Here is a 17,400-nt window from a genome sequence, read left to right as displayed (position 1 = left end):
ATAAATTATGGCGCAGTAATGGATTGTAATACATGATCTATTATATCTTCCGTGGTTACATTTTCCGCTTCCGCTTCATAACTAATGCCGATTCGATGACGAAGTACATCTTTAGCTACAGATTTAACATCTTCCGGAATTACAAACCCTCTTTGATTGAGAAAAGCATGTGCTTTAGCCGCTAAAGCCAAACTTATACTTCCTCTAGGTGAAGATCCAAACAAAATATATGATTTGAGCTGAGATAAATTATATTTTTCAGGAAAACGAGTAGCAAATATAATATCAAGAATATAACTTTCAATTTTTTCATCCATGTATATTTCTCGAACCAATTCCCTGGTTTCAAATATTTTTTCTAATGATACTATTTTTTTTACCCTATGTTTTTCATTAGAAATATTTTGTTTTAATATTTCCCTTTCTTGTTCAAATTCTGGATAGGTTACTACACATTTTAACATAAACCTATCTACTTGAGCTTCAGGTAAAGGGTATGTTCCTTCCTGATCGATAGGGTTTTGAGTAGCTAAAACTAAAAAGGGTTCTTTTAAATTATAGGTTTCATCGCCAATAGTTACTTGTTTTTCCTGCATAGCTTCCAGCAAAGCCGATTGTACTTTTGCCGGTGATCTGTTTATTTCATCTGCTAATATAAAATTAGCAAACACAGGTCCTTTTTTAACGGAAAAATCGTTATCCTTTATATTATAGATTAAGGTTCCTACCACATCTGCAGGTAATAAGTCAGGGGTAAATTGAATTCTGGAAAATTCGCCATCCAAAGCCTCTGATAAAGTTTTTATAGCTAAAGTTTTAGCCAACCCCGGAACTCCTTCTAAAAGTACATGTCCATTAGTTAATAATCCAATAAGCAAACGGTTTATCATATATTTTTGCCCTATAATTACCCGATTTATTTCTTTAATTAATAAATTAAAGTCTTGACTTTTTTCCTGAACCTTTTCTATAATAAGTTTTATATCTTCAGAAGTTGATGTGTAATCCATTATTGATCTAAAAATTATCTTTTTACAAATTTCATTATTTTGATTGAATTGAGCTACAAATAATTCGTTAAATTTTATATCAAAAATTATGGCAAAAACGGTTATTTTCGCATGTTTTTTTTTATTATAAAATTACTTTTATCTATAGAATCACTCTATAGGTAATACTAATAAAAAGTTAGTAACTTTGTAAGTTATAGTAATATGAAAATGGAAGCATCAATAGGAACAAAACCTAAGTGGATAAGAGTAAAATTACCTAGTGGAAAAAATTATAAAGAGTTAAGGGGATTGGTTGATAAGTATAAGCTCAATACCATCTGCCAAAGTGGAAGTTGTCCAAATATGGGTGAATGCTGGGGAGAGGGTACTGCGACCTTTATGATTTTAGGAAATATATGCACAAGAAGTTGCGGGTTTTGTGGGGTGAAAACCGGTCGCCCATCAGAAATTGATTGGGAAGAACCTGAAAAGGTAGCTAAATCCATTAAATTAATGAAAGTAAAACATGCTGTACTTACTTCAGTAGATCGAGATGATTTAAAAGATATGGGATCTATTCTTTGGGCAGAAACAATTGGTGCAATCAGAAGAATAAGTCCGGGAACTACTATGGAAACATTAATTCCTGATTTCCAAGGGATACACAAACATATTGATAGACTTATAGATGCTGCTCCTGAAGTTATATCCCATAATTTAGAAACGGTGAGAAGGTTAACAAGAGAAGTTAGAATCCAGGCCAAGTACGACAGAAGCTTAGAAGTTTTAAGATACATGAAAGAACAAGGGCAACGAAGAACTAAAACAGGAATTATGTTAGGATTAGGGGAAACTACAGACGAAGTTTTTGAGACTATAAAAGATATTCACGAGGCAAAAGTAGATGTTATAACTATAGGCCAATATTTGCAACCCAGCAAAAAGCATTTGCCTGTAAAAGAATATATTTCTCCTGAGCAGTTTAAGGAATATGAAAATTTTGCTTCACATTTAGGAGGATTTTTACATATTGAAAGTAGCCCGCTTGTACGATCTTCTTATCATGCTGAACGACATGTAAATTAATAATTATTATGAATACACAAGTAAAATATTATATTTTTTTAATTTTATTAAGTTCCACATTAATTTGTTGTAAAACTATTTCAACTAAAAATGAAGAAATTGCTCTTAAAAATAATTTCCCTGTAGAAAAATTTAATTTTGAAGAGTTTGCTAATACTAATTATGGAAAACAACCTTATAAAAAAGAAAATGGAGAGACCATTACCCAAATGGGATTCGATTATGTCTTCGGAGGTTATGTATGGGAAGATTTACCAGCTCCTTCCTTTTTCAGCTTGTATAAGTTATATTATACAAACGGAAATATAAGAGCTGTACATACCGTATTAGGACAAAAAACATGGATAGGCACTTCTCTTTACTACAAAAAAAATGGTGAATTATATAAAGAAGTCAATGAAGAAGAAAAATTTGGTTCTGTTAAACCTTTAGATATTTTAAAATTTATTCAGGAAAAGGGATATATAAATTTAGATTCCGGAGAAGGAAGATATCTAAATACTGGAAATCAAAGAATAGAAGTAACTTTTGAAACAAAAGAGGAAAAAAAGATTTGGACCATTAAAATTTTAAAAGGAAAAGAAAATATTGAAACCCAAAACCGAAAAACTTTAGGCAAAGCCCTATTTTCTAATTCTGCTAGTGATTGGCTTTATCATAAATATGAAATTGATGGCGATACAGGAGATCTATTATTTTCTAGTGATAGATCTTTATAAATAACCTTTATTTTTATAATTTGAATTTTTACATTATAAGCTAAATTCTATTTTATACATTTTAGGCCATAATTTCCCAGTAATTAAAAAAGTATTTCCCTCTATTTGAGCAATTCCGTTAAGAACGGCTTCCTCATCAGTTTGATTATGTTTCACCAAGTCAGGAAAAGATGCTTTAGCTATAACTTCTCCAGTTTTAGGATTTATTACTAAAATAATATCTTCATTAAAAACATTGGCATAGATATACCCATTTGCATACTCTAATTCATTCACATAAGAATAAATTCTGTCATATCCTACGACAGTTATTTTTCTTTTCAAATTAAAATTAGAATCAAAAAATTTCAATTCCGAAGAACTGTCTGAAACTACAATTTCATTTCCGATGGTAGTAGCTCCCCAACCTTCTATAATTACTCCTGGAAAAGGAATTACTTTTTCAAATTTAAAATCAGACTCATTATAAACCAACGCTGTTCTTTCTTTATAAGTTAACATGTAAATCTTACCATTAAGAATAGAAAAACCTTCAGCGAAATATTTTGGATCTAAATTCACACATTGTGTATAAGTAGTAGCTCCTAATGGATATCTAACTAATTTAGATTTGCCATATTGCCCAGAACTTTCTGTAATTATACCATTTTTATATACAAAACCTTGAGTAAATAATTCCGGATTATGAGGATATTCCTGAATTATTTTATAATTCAGTTTTTTTTCTTTATTTTTTGCAAACACATTAAAAGTAGCATCAATTTCTTTTTTATGCTGTCCATTATATTGTAAGGTTAAAACCAAATAATTTGAGCCTAATTTTGTATTGGTAGAATCTAAAATAATATTTTTTTGATTGGTATATACTTTATCATTTAATTTTATAGTATAAGAATCGATTGTTGCATCAGCAGAGTTAAATTCCAAAGGTAATTTGTCTCCCCAATGCAAACCTTTCTCATCTAAATGATCAAAGTTTGTACTAACACTTATATCGGAACTATCTTTACACCCTATAATTATAAAAGAAAGGGTCAAAAGCAAGAAAAATATCTTATAAGAACATATCTTTTTCATCTTTTATTTATTTTTATCAATATACAATCTGTTTTTTGCAGTAATAAGAATGAATATTCCTGCGATAATAAAAGGAATACTTAACCATTGACCCGTGTTTAAGCCAAACCAGTTAATATATTCTTTTCCCTGAGGTTCCTTAAAAAATTCTACTATGAAACGGATTCCAAACAAAATGATTAGAAAATACCCGAATATCCAACCTAAATATTTTTTCTTGTCCGTTTTAAAATATATATAAAGAAGAGAAATAAATAAAAGAAAATAGCCCAAGGCTTCGTATAATTGAGCAGGGTGCCTCGGTGAAACAACTCCATATTCATGGGTATCTTGTTGAATAAAAAGTACTCCCCAAGGTAAATTTTCACTACATACTTTCCCTACTATTTCAGAATTTATAAAATTTCCAAAACGTATAAACATTCCGCCTATAGCTACAGGAATTACAATTCTGTCTAAAATCCATAAAATATTTCTTTTCAAATATTTACGACTAAAGAGGTATAAAGATATTAAAATACCTATAGCTGCTCCGTGACTTGCCAAGCCCTGAAAACCTGTAAACTCAAAATCAGGTTTTGTTCTGATAGGTAAAAAAACTGCTAAAGGATCTTCTACAAATAATTCTTTTTGATAAAATAGAACATGTCCTAATCTGGCACCCAAAATAACCGCTAAAAACATATAAATAAATAACGGGTCTAATAATTTCCGATTTATATGATCTTTTTTAAAAATAATATCCATTAAATAAAACCCTAAACCAAAAGCTATCACATACATCAGACTATAATACCTAAGTGTAAAATTTCCTAAATGTATACCTAAACTAGGGTCCCATATTATATACAATAAATGGCTCATATCTTATATATTATTTTTTTTCTGCGGAACCGGATCGTATCCGGACCCTCCCCAGGGATGGCATCGTAATATTCTTTTAATTCCTAACCAAAAACCATAAAAAAGCCCATGAACTTTAAGTGCTTCCAGCATATAGTTAGAACAGGTGGGTGTATACCTGCAATTATTTCCCATCCAGGGAGAAATAGCCTTCTGATAAAACCTAATCAAAACTACTAATGGCAATATGGCTATTTTCTTTCCCACAGCATTATTATAATTCTTGACAAATATATATAGTTTTTGATTAAAATATCTGTTCCTCATATATAAATATTTGCCAAAGTATTGATAAAAATAATTTTCTTAAAGAGTAAGCTAATTTCTTATTTTTAGCCATTTACTTGTCTGACATTTATCATTTATGTAAGTAATAATTAGTATTTTTGCAAAACAAGAAATATTTTGAATGAAACGAAGCGGGAAAATAGAATTAATGGCACCGGCAGGAAATTTTGAATCACTTCAAGCTGCTTTAGATAATGGAGCTGATTCTGTATATTTTGGAGTAGAACAGCTAAATATGCGCGCCCGTTCTTCTATAAATTTTACATTACACGATTTAGATGAAATTTCCAGAAGATGCACAGAAAAAAATGTAAGAACTTATCTTACACTTAATACTATTATTTATGATCATGATCTTTCTATCATAAAAACCGTGTTAGATCGTGCTAAAGCTGCTAACATTACAGCAGTTATAGCTATGGATCAGGCTGTGATTTCTTATGCGCGCCAAATTCAAATGGAGGTACATATTTCCACCCAAATCAATATAACTAATATTGAAACCGTTAAGTTTTATTCTCTCTTTGCTGATACTATGGTGCTTAGCAGAGAACTAAGTCTTAACCAAGTAAAAAAAATAACTTCCCAAATTGAAAAAGAACAAATAAAAGGGCCTAATGGGAAACTTGTAGAAATAGAAATTTTTGGACATGGAGCTCTATGTATGGCTATTTCAGGAAAATGCTACCTAAGTCTTCACTCTCATAACTCCTCGGCAAATCGAGGTGCTTGTAAACAAAATTGTCGTAAAAAATATACTGTTATAGATCAGGAATCAGGATTTGAAATTGAATTAGATAATGAATATATGATGTCTCCTAAAGATCTTTGTACAATAGATTTTTTGGATCAAGTAATAGATTCCGGAATAAAAGTATTAAAAATTGAAGGAAGAGGAAGAGCTCCTGAATATGTTGCTACAGTTACGCGTTGTTACCGTGAGGCTATTGACTCTATTGAAGATTGTAGCTTTTCTAAAGAGAAAGTTTATAATTGGATGTCCAAATTGGAAACTGTTTACAACCGTGGATTCTGGAGTGGATATTATTTAGGTCAAAAATTAGGTGAGTGGTCTGATAATCCGGGTTCAAATGCTACACAAAAAAAAGTATATATTGGTAAAGGAAGGCATTATTATCCTAAAACTAGGATAGGGGAATTTGAAATTGAAGCCTACAATTTAAATATCGGAGACAGAATTTTAATTCAAGGCCCCACAACCGGTTCTCAGGAATCCGAAGTAGCTTCAATGATGGTTGATGACTTGCCGGCCCAGGAAGCAAAAAAAGGTGATATTCTTACAATGCCTGTCAGTTTTAAAGTTCGTCCATCGGATAAATTATATAAAATAGTAAAAAACTCTTTATCTTAATGGTTATTATAACTTTACAAAGAGACAAATGTATTGGTTGTAATTATTGTGCTGAATTCGATCCTGAAAACTTTCGAATGTCTAAAAAAGATGGGAAATCTGTTTTATTAAGATCTCAGGAAAAAAAAGGTTTTTATACTATTAAAAATCCTGACGATTCTATTTTTGATTCTGCCGACAAAGCTGCAAAAGCTTGTCCTGTAAAGATTATTTCTGTAAAAAAAATATAAGTCTATGCTTTTCATGAATAAAAAGGAAGCTCGTTCTCATTTTTTAACAGAACGAAATTTACTTTCTGAAAAAGAAATAGAAAATTACTCTTTAAAGATATTGGATCAATTTATCTTATCAGGATTTTCTCATTTTAATTCTTTTCATATTTTTCTTTCTATGAGAAATAAAAAAGAAGTCCAAACTTCATTTTTAATTAATTATTTGCATAAAAATAAAAAACAACTTTTTTGTCCTAAAATAAAAGATCATTCACTATCGCATTATATACTAACTCCTGACACAAATATGGAAATCAATAAATGGGGAATTCCGGAACCCAGGGGTAAAGAACCTGTAATTCAGCCATGTATTGATTGCATTTTTATTCCTTTATTGGCTTATGATAAAAAAGGAAACCGAGTAGGATATGGAAAAGGTTACTATGATAAATTTTTAAGTAATTTTCCCTTATCTAAAAAAATTGGGCTATCTTTTTTTAATCCAATAAATAAAATTACAGATATCTCCGATTGGGATTTAACTTTAGATTACATTATTACTCCTAATTATTTTTCTGCATTCCCAATGGATGAAAAATAAAATTTGAATTCTGATTTAAACTTTTCCGGATTCTTTTTTAGTATATAATTAGCCTTTTTATCTTGTGAAGTAAAAAATTTTTTGTTCTTATCATAAAATTGAATTTTATATTTTACTGTCCCTATGGAATCGTGTAAAGCATTGAAATTTTCAAGACTTTTCTTATCCAGCTCTATTTTTACAAATTTAACTTTAAGAGAGTCCAATCCATTCACTATTCTAGATACAAAAATTGTATCTTCCTGTGGGAAATATCCTTGTAATTGAGATAGTAAAAGTGTATCTATATCTTTATTAGATTTATTTTCTGCTGCCAAAATAGCCAAATCATAAACTTCTTGTAATTTTTGAGCAGTAATATGAGAAATTGCCTGTAAAGAGTCCATTTCACCCGAAGCATAATAGTTTTCGTTTTTATATCCTTTTATTTTTTTCGGATCTTTCTCCCCTTCATAATATTTATCTTTATTACAAGCAACAAAAAACAACAATAGGTTCAGTAAAATAAATTGAAATATATATTTAATTTTCATCCTTCTGTATTTTAAATTTAATCAAATTAATTTTATTATTCTTATCCGTCTGGCTAGCGATTAAAACATAGTTTTTTAATGAGGTTGTGGGAGTAGTCATAAAATCAATATACTTTTTCTTATCTAAAACCTCCACTCCAAACAACTCACTGTCATACACTTGATAAATTAAAGCATTATCTGCAATTAATTTATTAAGTTCTTCTTTTCTTTGTTTAATTAATTCTGATTTTTGTTTTTCATCTGCGCTGTTTAAAAGTGTTGAATAATAATATAACATAATTGCATAATCATCTGGCCTAAGTTTAAAATTTCTATGATTATCTTCTCCGTTATCTCTAATTTCTTTCAACCCCACCACAAAAGTTTCTTTTTTATAAATTGGAGAGCTTACAATCATCTTTAATGTGTCTGTGGTAGATTTATAAGAAAAACAACCATTACTTACGGCATAGTATTCGGGAGAAAAGCCTTGTCTCTGAACAATAATTTCTAATTTGGATTTAATTAAGGTACCACGATCTGCATCATAAAAACAAAAATCATATGTATTTTTATTTTCATAGAATTTAATAAAACCATATACTATAAAGATAAGAACAATCAAAATAATTCCTACATATATATATGCCTTTGTTTTTATTGGTTTTTTATAATTAACTTCTTCTTTATCGGCTTGTTCATTTTTTCCTGATTCAGACTCAGTTGTATTGTTATTTAAAAGAGCTTCGTTAGGTTTTTCTGATTTTGTTATATGATTGTTTTGCGTATTTGAAAGAGACTCTAAATGTATGGTTTCTGTAAATTCGGTCCATCCTCTTCTATATCCACAATACTGAGCTAATAAATTAAGCATATCTATACGTGGTAATTTTTCAAATGGAGATTTAAAATAGGTGTAAAACCACTTTTCACTTACATTTCCTTTAACTTTTTGTCTCAAATGTTCCTGAAAGTATATAATATCTAATCCTTTCCACTGAGAAATATCAGGATTAGAAGAAGGAAAATCTTGTAAAAAAGTTTGAGCCACCTCCTTTTTTAGCCTATCAAACAACAATTCTTCCTGAGTTATCATTTGTAAATTAATTCTAAGTAATTGAAAATCATATGTGTTTTTTTGTAAAATACTATTTAGCGTTTTACAAACATATTACAATTGTTTATATTTCACAAGTACTATCATCTATTCTATATTTGCATCATAAACTTATAACAAAATATTTAAATTTAAAAACACAATGAAAAAAACAATTTTAAATTTCGCTGCTGTTGCTGTAATTGCAACTTCTTCATTTATCGCTTGTGATAAAAAACAAGCTACTGACGCTGCTCCAGCTGCTGATTCTACTGCTGTTGATTCAACTGCAGTTGATACTCAAGCACCTGCTCCAGCTGCTGATTCAACTAGCGTTAAAGCTGATTCTGCTAAAGATGCTTCAGTTAAAGAAGCTCCGGCTAAAGAAGCTCCGGCTAAAGCTGAAGAAAGCAAATAATTTTTGTATAAAAAGATTTAAACAAAAATACGAAAAAAGGTTACAATCCTGTAACCTTTTTTCAAATCTAAAAACCCTTTAATTCCTTAAAAATCAAAAAAAATATATAATTAAAAATCAAAAAGTTATGAAAAAAACAATTTTAAATTTCGCTGCTGTTGCTGTAATTGCAACTTCTTCATTTATCGCTTGTGATAAAAAACAAGCTAATCAAAACAATACTCCAGCTGATTCTGCTCAAGTGGATTCTGCTGCTTCTACAGTAATTGATTCTGTATCTAAAAAAGTTGATTCTTCTTCTGCTAGTGTTAAGGAAACAGTAAAAAATGCAGCCGGAGAGGTAAAAGATGCTGCTAAAGATGCAGCAAATGAAGTAAAAGATGCTGCTAAAAATGCGGCCGGAGATGTAAAAGACGCGGCAAATGATGTAAAAAATAAAGTTACTAAATAACGTTTTTTATAAAAATTTAAAAAAAAGGAAGTGTAATAACACTTCCTTTTTTTTTATTATTTTTCTTTTAATTTTTCTCCTACATATTGCGATGCGGAAAAAGAAGTTAACATATTGGTTAGCATATCACTGGCTGCACTCGGGCTGTTGGGCAATAATATTAGGTTGGATCGATTGTTTGACCCTATGGAACTTAGTGTATCATAATGTTGAGTAACTACTATTAATGAGGAGGCTTCTTGAGAGTTTATATTTACTCCGTTTAATACTTTAACGGATTCTTCTAATCCTTTAGCAATTTCTCTTCTTTGATCTGCTATTCCTTTTCCTTGTAATTGTTTACTTTCTGCCTCTGCTTTAGCTTTAGCAACAATCTTTATTCTTTCAGCTTCTGCTTCATATTCTGCAGCTATTTTTTCTCTTTCTGCTGAATTGATTCTGTTCATAGCTTGTTTTACCTGTTCATCGGGATCTATATCTGTAACCAATGTTTTTATTATTGTGTATCCATAGCTTTGCATAGCTTCTTGCAACTCTCCTTTAACCGCTATGGCTATATCATCTTTTCGTTCAAAAACGTCATCTAACCTTAGCTTAGGTACTTCAGCCCGTACAACATCAAAAACATATGAGGTAATTTGTTCATGCGGATTTTGTAATTTATAAAATGCATCATACACCGCAGATTGCATCACCTGATATTGAACGGAAACTTTAATTTTTACAAAAACATCATCTTTGGTTTTCGTCTCAATTGTAACATCCAGTTGTTGTATTTTAAGGGTTACTTTACCTGCAATGGAATCTATTATTGGTATTTTAAAATTAAATCCCGGCTGACGAATACTTTGAAATTTTCCTAATCGTTCTACAATCACTATAGTTTGTTGTTTAACGGTAAAAAAAGCTCCTAGTACTAATAGAAGAATAATAATAAAAATAAAGAAAACGATACAGTAAAATAGAAATACAATTACTTCCATAAATTTAATTGTTTAGTTTTGTTTTATAATTTATTTAAAGATATTAAAAATTATTTATACCTTTTATTATTATTTGTTTTTTTGTCCCATCAACATTAAATAGGATTTTAAAAACTCATCTATTTCCCCATTCATTACTCCGTCTACATCTGAAGTTTCAGTCCCTGTTCGTACATCTTTTACCAGCCTGTATGGATGCATAACATAATTTCTAATCTGGCTTCCCCATTCTATTTTCATTTTACCTGCTTCTATTTCTTCTCGTTTGGCATTTCTTTTTTCCAACTCCATTTCAAATAATCTGGATTTTAATAATTGCAGGGCTTTTTCTTTATTTTGTAATTGTGACCGACTTTCTGTATTTTCTATTATGATTTCTTGTTCTTCTTGCGATTCATCTTTATATTTATACCTAAGCCTTACTCCTGTTTCCACTTTGTTAACATTTTGCCCCCCTGCTCCACTAGAACGAAAAGTATCCCATGAAATGGATGCCTGATTTATTTGTATATCTATAGAATCATCTACCAATGGATATACGTACACAGAGGCAAATGAAGTATGCCGCTTCGCATTAGAATCAAAAGGGGATATCCTAACCAAACGATGAACTCCGTTTTCTCCTTTTAAATATCCAAAAGCATATTCCCCATCAATTTCAAGAGTCACAGTTTTTACTCCTGCAACATCTCCTTCCTGATAATTAAGTTCTCTGACTTTGAATTTATGTTTTTCTGCCCACATGATATACATACGCATAAGCATGCCAACCCAATCACAACTTTCGGTACCTCCTGCTCCGGCAGTGATTTGTAAAATAGCGCTCAGATCGTCCCCTTCTGCAGATAGCATATTTTTAAATTCGATATCTTCCAGTTTTTTATTCAATTTAAGATATTGTACTTCTATTTCTTCCTCAGAAACCTCTCCAGATTTATAAAAATCCAACAATACCGTTAAATCTTCATATAAAAGATAAACTTCATTATATTCTTCTATCCATCTTTTTTTTAACCGCAAATTTTTTAATAACGACTCTGCTTGTTTAGGGTTATCCCAAAATGTAGGATCTGAAGATTTTTCTTCTTCATTCTGAACTTCTACCTGCTTTTTTTCTATTTCTAAATATTCATATAATCCCTGTATTCTGGATTGTATTTCTTTTAGATTTTCCTGTGTAACCATAGATTGCAAAAATACTAATTTTCAGATTTATATTTTTATACTGTTTATTACACAATAAATTATATATACAACCTATTTTAAATTCGTAAATCTTGTGCTTTATATATTAAAATTCAAGTTTAATTCCATCTATAGAATAGAGTAAAGAACTTTTATAAAGTTTGAAATTATATAAATACACTTTTTAAATTAAATCGTAAACGAGTACTATTAATGAAAAAATTATTTAACAAAAAAAGCCCCGCAATTTCGGGGCTTTTTTTGTTTATTATTTACTCTCTGGGTTATTTCCCTTTTAGACACTGAGCGATCTTATCCTCTCTGCCTTTGCCCTCTTCCATACTGCAATTATACTTTTTCTTTATCGACGCTAAGGTGGTTTTCACATATTTTCCTCCTTTATTTAGGTAATAAACATTTTGCTGACCTTGTTCTCTATTTTCGGTAGTAGTATCATTTCCTAATGTTACTGCTGTTAATTTATGCACAGAATACAGTTTATTGGCTACTATTTCTTTGGCCAGAATTGTTTCTCCTTCTATTTCCATGGGTTTATAAGTTACCGTTTTTACTTCTTTGCTAAACATTTTTGCTGGTAACTGATACTCTATCTTATCTATCTGGTCTATGCTTATTTTCATCCTTTTACCTCCTTTGGGCTTTAGCTTGATCTCTTTCATAAATTTCTTACCCTTAATTCTTACGCCTATGCCCATTACTTTTATCCGGGTATTGTTTACATTCATCATAGATCTGCCTTCTTTGATTTCTCCGTTTTTTAAATATACTTTGGAAGCTACTTTTATGCCTCCTGTTTGTCCATAAGCTACTATTCCTATCAGGAATATTATACTCATTAGTAAAAACTTTTTCATAGTTGTTTTGTTTTATTAATTATTTTGTTTTTAATGTCTTTGAAAGCCCCGCTAAGTGCGATTTTTTTGTTTTATGTTTTATTTGGTTATTTTTTGGCTAAAAATTACTCTCAATAAGAACAATTTATGGTTGAGGAAAAGAATCTTCCATCTCCTCAATTCCCTGTATTAAGCCATAATCATAAAAGAAATCAGAAAAATTATTATTAACTTTTTTCATACTATCTATTTCTTTTATTGCCTTATCTTTTCCATTTAAATATGCCTTCATCCTAAAATAATCAAAATATAATAATGAGTCTTCAGGTGTTTTACCTATTTGTTGATGAATTAATGAAACATTATTTCTTATAAAACCTTCTGATAAAATTTTATCTTTTTTATAATATTTTAAATATTTCACATAATTCAATACAATAGTATTATTGTATGAATCAGGAATATTTCGAGCTTTCAACAACAATCTTTCTAAATCATCATACTTTTTCATATAAATAAGTATAGTAATTGCTAAACTAAAATTACTTTTAGTAAGACCATTTTTTTTAAAATCTTCATTTTTATTTAATTCTTTATAACTTTTACTCAACAATTCTTTCTTCTCTTGTTCCTCTGATAAGGTAAAATATTCATTCAAATATTTCCTAGCATTTTTCAATGTTATTTCATCCGAACCCTGATTACTAATTTTATTCTGACATGAAACACATGTCAAAATTAAAATTAATATACCAATTTTTTTATACATCTTTCAAATATTATTTATATTTATACAACTAAGGCTTCGATATAGATGTTGTAATACTATTTTTAAATGGTACTGAAATATTCAAATTTGTATAATTAGGTATTAGAGTCCCACCTAAACCTATTATACCTAAACATCCTCCTCCTTCATTAAAATATTGCCCTTTAAATTTAAAATCTAAATTGTAAGATCTCCTAAAATTGGATTGAATAGATTTTGCTCCCCACGAATTTCTATATAAGATTGTTGGAACATCTCCTCCTGGAATGATATATTCTCCTGTAGGCATATTTCTTTTCATATTATTACCTTGCAATGTCATTTTATTGGGAACTAAAAATAAATTCATGCCTGGATATGGTGCAAGAGTCTTTCCTGTAAGGGCTACATCTATATTAACACCTAAAAATTCTTTACTTTTAATGTTTCCTTGATTATCATATTGAGTATCTACAAGCGAAGAAATACTTACCCCCATTGTCGTAGTTGCTTTCATATTATAAGCAGCGGCACCTTTTGCTGAATATGGATTATCAAAATCTTCTGCAGATATTAACCCTATATCCCATGTTGAAGCACTAAAATAAGACCCTCCAAATAAATCTTTCACTATATCTCTGTCTTCCTTTCCAATATAACTGTATCCGCTTGGAGTATTACTTTTTGAAGTCACTTCATTTTTCCATTCGTACTTACCTGTCTTGTTATTTTTAATCCAATCATCTGGCTTATTCACTTCTTCTCCCTCCATTCCGTTAGGATCTGTAAATTTTATAGGATTTTGATAAGTATACTGATACGGAGTCATCGTTTCTTCAAACATCGGATCTACACTTAAAAAGATAGACTCCTTCGGATTATAATACCTAGCCCCATAATAGTATAATCCTGTTTCCTCATCCAGTTCCTTGCCATTAAACAGGTAAGGGGTATTCCAACTCTGGTTCCTTTCCTCAATAAACACCTCCCCAAACGGTACATATTCTACATGCTGTACTATTTGTGCGTCTAAGTTAGTAATATAACTGCTACTTCCCAAATGATCCGCATGATCATAATACTGCATCTTTTCATATTCTTCATTCCCTTTGCCGATTCCGCCTCCATAGGCTTGGAGTTTTTTATCTTTGCCTGCACAGCAGAAGCCTGCTCCGTTTACATAATCATTATGGTCTTTTAGGCATAGTTGTCTTTATTTAGGGAGTAACCTCTGTAAATCCTCCCTTATCCTTTCTTTGTAGCATAAGGAATTTCAAGAACACAACACATATCTAGGATATTAATAATACCATTGAATTTCTGCGTTCTCTTATATCACTAAGGATGAACTGGAGTTGTTGGATTTGATTAATAAGGAGTAATTAAAAAAGCCCGATATAAATCGAGCTTTTTGGTTAACTCTAATTATTTATAGAAGTTATTTTAATTTTATTTTACCTGAAAACATAGTGAAGAAATTATAGAATCTAGTTCTTTACTTAATGCAATATAACTCCCTTTAAAAATTTTGATATTATTAGGGTTATTTTTACAATATATAAAATGAACCCCTTCTAAAATATCTTCATTCAATTTGATAGAATTAAATTCTATTAATGAATCCTCTATCTCTTTTTTATATTTCATCCCCAATATCTTTATTTCTTGGTAACTTAACCCCTCGTTATAATTCGACATCGGAACTATAATTACAGTATCTTTTTTGTTTTCAATGATTTTAAATCGCTCAAACAATTGAAAAGGACGGCGCACTTCTAACACATTTATTGATATATAGGATTTATTTTCTGAAAGAAAACCCACTAAAACTTTATTACTTTGTTTTTTAATATTGCTAATACTATCTATAACATTTTTTGGTATATCGATATTCCATTCTACTTTAGATACTTCATAATGATTTCTTTTTACATCAATATTTTTATTACAACTGTAAAAGAAAATAAATATTATTACACTAATTAAAACTGCTTTTTCCATCCTAATTTTGTTTTTACATTTTCTTCAGTATATTTAATATTGTTCTCCTTTAATTTTGCATGCCCTCCATACATACCTTGACTATTAGACCAATAATGACTCACATTGTACCTTCCAAATATAAAATTAACTGGTTTATTCTTTATTGCATTGAAAATATCTTGATCTGAAGGCTCTGAAGATCCCATTCCTACATAAAATCCAGGATGAGTATGAGCTTGAGCTATTAACATTCCATTCATAAAAGAAGGTGATAATGATGTTGTCATATCATTTTTATCATATGGTAATATCTTCATTTCATACATTCCCATACAATGAGAAGCACTATATAGTCCTGATGACATCTCTTTCTGCAAATAAACTGAAAAAGGTAACACAAAGTCCTCCATAATATCTAAAAATTGATTATATGAATCTTTTTCGCTTAAATTAATCGTCAAGCCTCTCTTTTGAATATTAATACCATCAGATAAAATATCTTTTTTAATGTTTTTAGCGATAATATCTCCATTCTTTGCTATTAATCTATCTGTTTTATCTGTAGTTTTTTTCTTTAAACTTATGGTCCCATCCTCTCCCAATTGATAATCATTATCTACTCCTTCTCCCTCCATCCCCGTAGGATCTGTAAATTTAATTGGATTTTGATAAGTATACTGATACGGAGTCATCGTTTCTTCAAACATCGGGTCCACACTTAAAAAGATAGACTCCCTCGGGTTGTAGTACCTAGCTCCGTAATAGTATAACCCCGTTTCCTAATCCAACTCTTTCCCATTAAACAAATAAGGGGTATTCCAACTCTGGTTCCTTCCCTCAATAAACATCTCCCCAAACGGTACATATTCTACATGCTGTACTATTTGTGCGTCTAAGTTAGTAATATAACTGCTACTTCCCAAATGATCCGCATGATAATAATACTGCATCTTTTCATATTCTTCATTCCCTTTGCCAATTCCCCCTCCGTAGGTTTGGAGTTTTTTATCCTTGCCTTCACAGCAGAAGCCTGTTCCGTTTACTTAATTATTATGAGCTTTACACTTCAAAATAAGAATAGTGGTCTTTATTTTGGGAGTATCCTCTGTAAATCTTCTCTTATTTTCTATTTTTGGAACAATCCGAACTCTAAAAACACAACAAGTGGGATATTAAAAATACCAATGAACTCCTTAGACTACTTTCTCTGGATGAAGAGATTATTGAATAATAAAAAGAATCCGCCTCTGTTGCGAGGCGAATTCTTTTATAACTTCTTTTATTACCTTAAAACTAATTTATCATATAAAGGAACCTATTTTTTTATTATTAAAATATTTACTGACACACTAATCTATCATTTAAACTTTTCTTAAACTCTTTTGGCAAATTTAATTTATCTTTACAATAATCTTTAGTACTAAACTTCATTTTTTGTTCATCAAAAAATAAAACTACAGTTTCTTGATAATCAGAATTATAAACCCAAACATTAAAATCTTCATCGATATATAAACTCCAAAAAGCATGTTGACTAAATGCTTTAAATATATCACTCTGATACAATAATTTATTTTTTTTATCAGATATTCCAAATAAAAGCCCTGATTTAGTTTCTACTAGTTTTAAATTATATTTAGGCACCTTATAAGTACCTTCTGCTTTTACAAATCCTCCATTGTAAAAAGGCATAATATTATCCTTACTTTCATTACAAGAATTTATTAAAACTAATATTGATATAAAAAAATATTTTTTTAACCTATTCATAATTTTAATATATATTAAAAAATTTCTTGACTTCCTCTTCTTGCAGGCTCTGGTCTTTGTATATTTTTCTTATTAGAATCTAACTTTATATCCACTGTCTGGGACCATTCTATACTTATATTATAATCAACTGGGTTTATACCTGGC

The 17,400-nt window shown here is 29.9% G+C and carries 21 protein-coding genes and 1 pseudogene; 7 read left to right on the top strand and 15 right to left on the bottom strand.

All coding sequences use genetic code 11. The annotated features are described in order from the left end of the window. Nucleotides 1-5 precede the first annotated feature (5 nt). The gene (locus C4S77_RS02080) at nt 6-1,010 is read right to left on the bottom strand and encodes an AAA family ATPase (protein ID WP_105194174.1); all 1,005 of its coding nucleotides are present in this window, start codon (nt 1,008-1,010) and stop codon (nt 6-8) included. Nucleotides 1,011-1,220: 210 nt separating this feature from the next. Between C4S77_RS02080 and lipA the strand changes: the two genes are divergently transcribed. Both lipA and C4S77_RS02070 read left to right on the top strand, forming a co-directional pair. Beyond that, nucleotides 1,221-2,078: a lipoyl synthase gene (gene lipA / locus C4S77_RS02075; protein WP_245915820.1), complete on the top strand. Its 858-nt coding sequence runs from the start codon at nt 1,221-1,223 to the stop codon at nt 2,076-2,078. Nucleotides 2,079-2,086: 8 nt separating this feature from the next. Beyond that, nucleotides 2,087-2,797 (top strand): hypothetical protein, encoded by a 711-nt coding sequence (locus C4S77_RS02070; protein WP_105245722.1) that lies wholly within the window; start codon nt 2,087-2,089, stop codon nt 2,795-2,797. Between the two features lie 33 nt (nt 2,798-2,830). Here the strand turns inward: C4S77_RS02070 and C4S77_RS02065 are convergent, their stop codons facing one another. From C4S77_RS02065 to yidD, 3 genes are read right to left on the bottom strand one after another with little or no spacing between them, the layout of a single operon-like run. Next, the gene (locus C4S77_RS02065; protein ID WP_105245720.1) at nt 2,831-3,874 is read right to left on the bottom strand and encodes a glutaminyl-peptide cyclotransferase; all 1,044 of its coding nucleotides are present in this window, start codon (nt 3,872-3,874) and stop codon (nt 2,831-2,833) included. Nucleotides 3,875-3,877: 3 nt separating this feature from the next. Beyond that, nucleotides 3,878-4,738: a prolipoprotein diacylglyceryl transferase gene (gene lgt / locus C4S77_RS02060; protein ID WP_105245718.1), complete on the bottom strand. Its 861-nt coding sequence runs from the start codon at nt 4,736-4,738 to the stop codon at nt 3,878-3,880. 3 nt (nt 4,739-4,741) lie between these two features. Continuing rightward, nucleotides 4,742-4,984, bottom strand: coding sequence for a membrane protein insertion efficiency factor YidD (yidD, locus tag C4S77_RS02055; protein ID WP_260209329.1), 243 nt, complete (start codon nt 4,982-4,984; stop codon nt 4,742-4,744). Between the two features lie 202 nt (nt 4,985-5,186). On the opposite strand from yidD, the gene C4S77_RS02050 reads away from it, so the two are divergent. The 3 genes from C4S77_RS02050 to C4S77_RS02040 are packed head-to-tail and all read left to right on the top strand — an operon-like array spanning nt 5,187 to nt 7,250. Further along, complete coding sequence (locus C4S77_RS02050) at nt 5,187-6,437, top strand: peptidase U32 family protein (RefSeq protein ID WP_105245714.1); 1,251 nt, start codon at nt 5,187-5,189, stop codon at nt 6,435-6,437. Then, a complete protein-coding gene (locus tag C4S77_RS02045) occupies nt 6,437-6,667 on the top strand; it encodes a ferredoxin (RefSeq protein ID WP_105194181.1) in 231 nt (76 codons plus the stop codon). The genes C4S77_RS02050 and C4S77_RS02045 overlap by 1 nt, the downstream gene beginning before the upstream one ends. A gap of 13 nt (nt 6,668-6,680) precedes the next feature. Beyond that, the gene (locus C4S77_RS02040) at nt 6,681-7,250 is read left to right on the top strand and encodes a 5-formyltetrahydrofolate cyclo-ligase (protein ID WP_181042775.1); all 570 of its coding nucleotides are present in this window, start codon (nt 6,681-6,683) and stop codon (nt 7,248-7,250) included. Here the strand turns inward: C4S77_RS02040 and C4S77_RS02035 are convergent. Together C4S77_RS02035 and C4S77_RS02030 are read right to left on the bottom strand one after the other, a co-directional pair. Continuing rightward, on the bottom strand, nt 7,217-7,783 hold the full coding sequence (locus C4S77_RS02035; protein ID WP_105194183.1) for a hypothetical protein: 567 nt from the start codon (nt 7,781-7,783) through the stop codon (nt 7,217-7,219). The genes C4S77_RS02040 and C4S77_RS02035 overlap by 34 nt on opposite strands. Further along, on the bottom strand, nt 7,773-8,861 hold the full coding sequence (locus C4S77_RS02030; protein WP_105194184.1) for a hypothetical protein: 1,089 nt from the start codon (nt 8,859-8,861) through the stop codon (nt 7,773-7,775). The genes C4S77_RS02035 and C4S77_RS02030 overlap by 11 nt, the downstream gene beginning before the upstream one ends. A gap of 163 nt (nt 8,862-9,024) precedes the next feature. Between C4S77_RS02030 and C4S77_RS02025 the strand changes: the two genes are divergently transcribed. Beyond that, complete coding sequence (locus C4S77_RS02025) at nt 9,025-9,279, top strand: hypothetical protein (RefSeq protein WP_105245711.1); 255 nt, start codon at nt 9,025-9,027, stop codon at nt 9,277-9,279. 127 nt (nt 9,280-9,406) lie between these two features. Further along, nucleotides 9,407-9,730: a hypothetical protein gene (locus C4S77_RS02020; protein WP_105194186.1), complete on the top strand. Its 324-nt coding sequence runs from the start codon at nt 9,407-9,409 to the stop codon at nt 9,728-9,730. A 56-nt stretch (nt 9,731-9,786) separates the two neighbouring features. Here the strand turns inward: C4S77_RS02020 and C4S77_RS02015 are convergent, their stop codons facing one another. From C4S77_RS02015 to C4S77_RS01980, 9 genes and pseudogenes are all read right to left on the bottom strand, one after another. After that, nucleotides 9,787-10,713, bottom strand: coding sequence for an SPFH domain-containing protein (locus C4S77_RS02015; protein WP_105194187.1), 927 nt, complete (start codon nt 10,711-10,713; stop codon nt 9,787-9,789). Nucleotides 10,714-10,782: 69 nt separating this feature from the next. Further along, the gene (gene prfB, locus C4S77_RS02010) at nt 10,783-11,898 is read right to left on the bottom strand and encodes a peptide chain release factor 2 (protein ID WP_105245709.1); all 1,116 of its coding nucleotides are present in this window, start codon (nt 11,896-11,898) and stop codon (nt 10,783-10,785) included. 284 nt (nt 11,899-12,182) lie between these two features. Beyond that, nucleotides 12,183-12,773, bottom strand: coding sequence for a hypothetical protein (locus C4S77_RS02005; protein WP_146106008.1), 591 nt, complete (start codon nt 12,771-12,773; stop codon nt 12,183-12,185). 124 nt (nt 12,774-12,897) lie between these two features. Next, entirely contained in the window at nt 12,898-13,521 is a 624-nt protein-coding gene (locus tag C4S77_RS02000; RefSeq protein ID WP_105245705.1) for a hypothetical protein, read from the bottom strand. A 28-nt stretch (nt 13,522-13,549) separates the two neighbouring features. Next, entirely contained in the window at nt 13,550-14,587 is a 1,038-nt protein-coding gene (locus tag C4S77_RS01995; RefSeq protein WP_221405048.1) for an RHS repeat domain-containing protein, read from the bottom strand. A gap of 362 nt (nt 14,588-14,949) precedes the next feature. Beyond that, nucleotides 14,950-15,501, bottom strand: a complete 552-nt coding sequence (locus C4S77_RS01990) for a hypothetical protein (protein WP_105245701.1) — start codon at nt 15,499-15,501, stop codon at nt 14,950-14,952. Then, nucleotides 15,483-16,250 (bottom strand): annotated as a pseudogene (locus C4S77_RS01985) (RHS repeat domain-containing protein); the annotation flags it as partial. The gene C4S77_RS01990 and the pseudogene C4S77_RS01985, both read right to left, overlap by 19 nt. Before the next feature lie 12 nt (nt 16,251-16,262). Beyond that, nucleotides 16,263-16,433 (bottom strand): hypothetical protein, encoded by a 171-nt coding sequence (locus C4S77_RS13295; RefSeq protein WP_260209352.1) that lies wholly within the window; start codon nt 16,431-16,433, stop codon nt 16,263-16,265. 388 nt (nt 16,434-16,821) lie between these two features. Next, nucleotides 16,822-17,253 (bottom strand): hypothetical protein, encoded by a 432-nt coding sequence (locus tag C4S77_RS01980; RefSeq protein ID WP_105245700.1) that lies wholly within the window; start codon nt 17,251-17,253, stop codon nt 16,822-16,824. Between the last annotated feature and the right edge of the window lie 147 nt (nt 17,254-17,400).

The sequence above is a fragment of the Apibacter adventoris genome, assembly GCF_002964975.1.
GTDB classification, from domain to species: domain Bacteria; phylum Bacteroidota; class Bacteroidia; order Flavobacteriales; family Weeksellaceae; genus Apibacter; species Apibacter adventoris.
This window is presented reverse-complemented; position numbering and strand designations above follow the sequence as displayed.

What these genes read in the sequence shown, in the direction of transcription:
- C4S77_RS02080 (WP_105194174.1), bottom strand. Translation starts at nt 1,010, where the DNA reads ATGGATTACACATCAACTTCTGAAGATATAAAACTTATTATAGAAAAG.
- lipA (WP_245915820.1), top strand. Translation starts at nt 1,221, where the DNA reads ATGGAAGCATCAATAGGAACAAAACCTAAGTGGATAAGAGTAAAATTA.
- C4S77_RS02070 (WP_105245722.1), top strand. Translation starts at nt 2,087, where the DNA reads ATGAATACACAAGTAAAATATTATATTTTTTTAATTTTATTAAGTTCC.
- C4S77_RS02065 (WP_105245720.1), bottom strand. Translation starts at nt 3,874, where the DNA reads ATGAAAAAGATATGTTCTTATAAGATATTTTTCTTGCTTTTGACCCTT.
- lgt (WP_105245718.1), bottom strand. Translation starts at nt 4,738, where the DNA reads ATGAGCCATTTATTGTATATAATATGGGACCCTAGTTTAGGTATACAT.
- C4S77_RS02050 (WP_105245714.1), top strand. Translation starts at nt 5,187, where the DNA reads ATGAAACGAAGCGGGAAAATAGAATTAATGGCACCGGCAGGAAATTTT.
- C4S77_RS02045 (WP_105194181.1), top strand. Translation starts at nt 6,437, where the DNA reads ATGGTTATTATAACTTTACAAAGAGACAAATGTATTGGTTGTAATTAT.
- C4S77_RS02040 (WP_181042775.1), top strand. Translation starts at nt 6,681, where the DNA reads ATGAATAAAAAGGAAGCTCGTTCTCATTTTTTAACAGAACGAAATTTA.
- C4S77_RS02035 (WP_105194183.1), bottom strand. Translation starts at nt 7,783, where the DNA reads ATGAAAATTAAATATATATTTCAATTTATTTTACTGAACCTATTGTTG.
- C4S77_RS02030 (WP_105194184.1), bottom strand. Translation starts at nt 8,861, where the DNA reads ATGATAACTCAGGAAGAATTGTTGTTTGATAGGCTAAAAAAGGAGGTG.
- C4S77_RS02025 (WP_105245711.1), top strand. Translation starts at nt 9,025, where the DNA reads ATGAAAAAAACAATTTTAAATTTCGCTGCTGTTGCTGTAATTGCAACT.
- C4S77_RS02020 (WP_105194186.1), top strand. Translation starts at nt 9,407, where the DNA reads ATGAAAAAAACAATTTTAAATTTCGCTGCTGTTGCTGTAATTGCAACT.
- C4S77_RS02015 (WP_105194187.1), bottom strand. Translation starts at nt 10,713, where the DNA reads ATGGAAGTAATTGTATTTCTATTTTACTGTATCGTTTTCTTTATTTTT.
- prfB (WP_105245709.1), bottom strand. Translation starts at nt 11,898, where the DNA reads ATGGTTACACAGGAAAATCTAAAAGAAATACAATCCAGAATACAGGGA.
- C4S77_RS02005 (WP_146106008.1), bottom strand. Translation starts at nt 12,773, where the DNA reads ATGAAAAAGTTTTTACTAATGAGTATAATATTCCTGATAGGAATAGTA.
- C4S77_RS02000 (WP_105245705.1), bottom strand. Translation starts at nt 13,521, where the DNA reads ATGTATAAAAAAATTGGTATATTAATTTTAATTTTGACATGTGTTTCA.
- C4S77_RS01995 (WP_221405048.1), bottom strand. Translation starts at nt 14,587, where the DNA reads ATGCAGTATTATGATCATGCGGATCATTTGGGAAGTAGCAGTTATATT.
- C4S77_RS01990 (WP_105245701.1), bottom strand. Translation starts at nt 15,501, where the DNA reads ATGGAAAAAGCAGTTTTAATTAGTGTAATAATATTTATTTTCTTTTAC.
- C4S77_RS13295 (WP_260209352.1), bottom strand. Translation starts at nt 16,433, where the DNA reads ATGCAGTATTATTATCATGCGGATCATTTGGGAAGTAGCAGTTATATT.
- C4S77_RS01980 (WP_105245700.1), bottom strand. Translation starts at nt 17,253, where the DNA reads ATGAATAGGTTAAAAAAATATTTTTTTATATCAATATTAGTTTTAATA.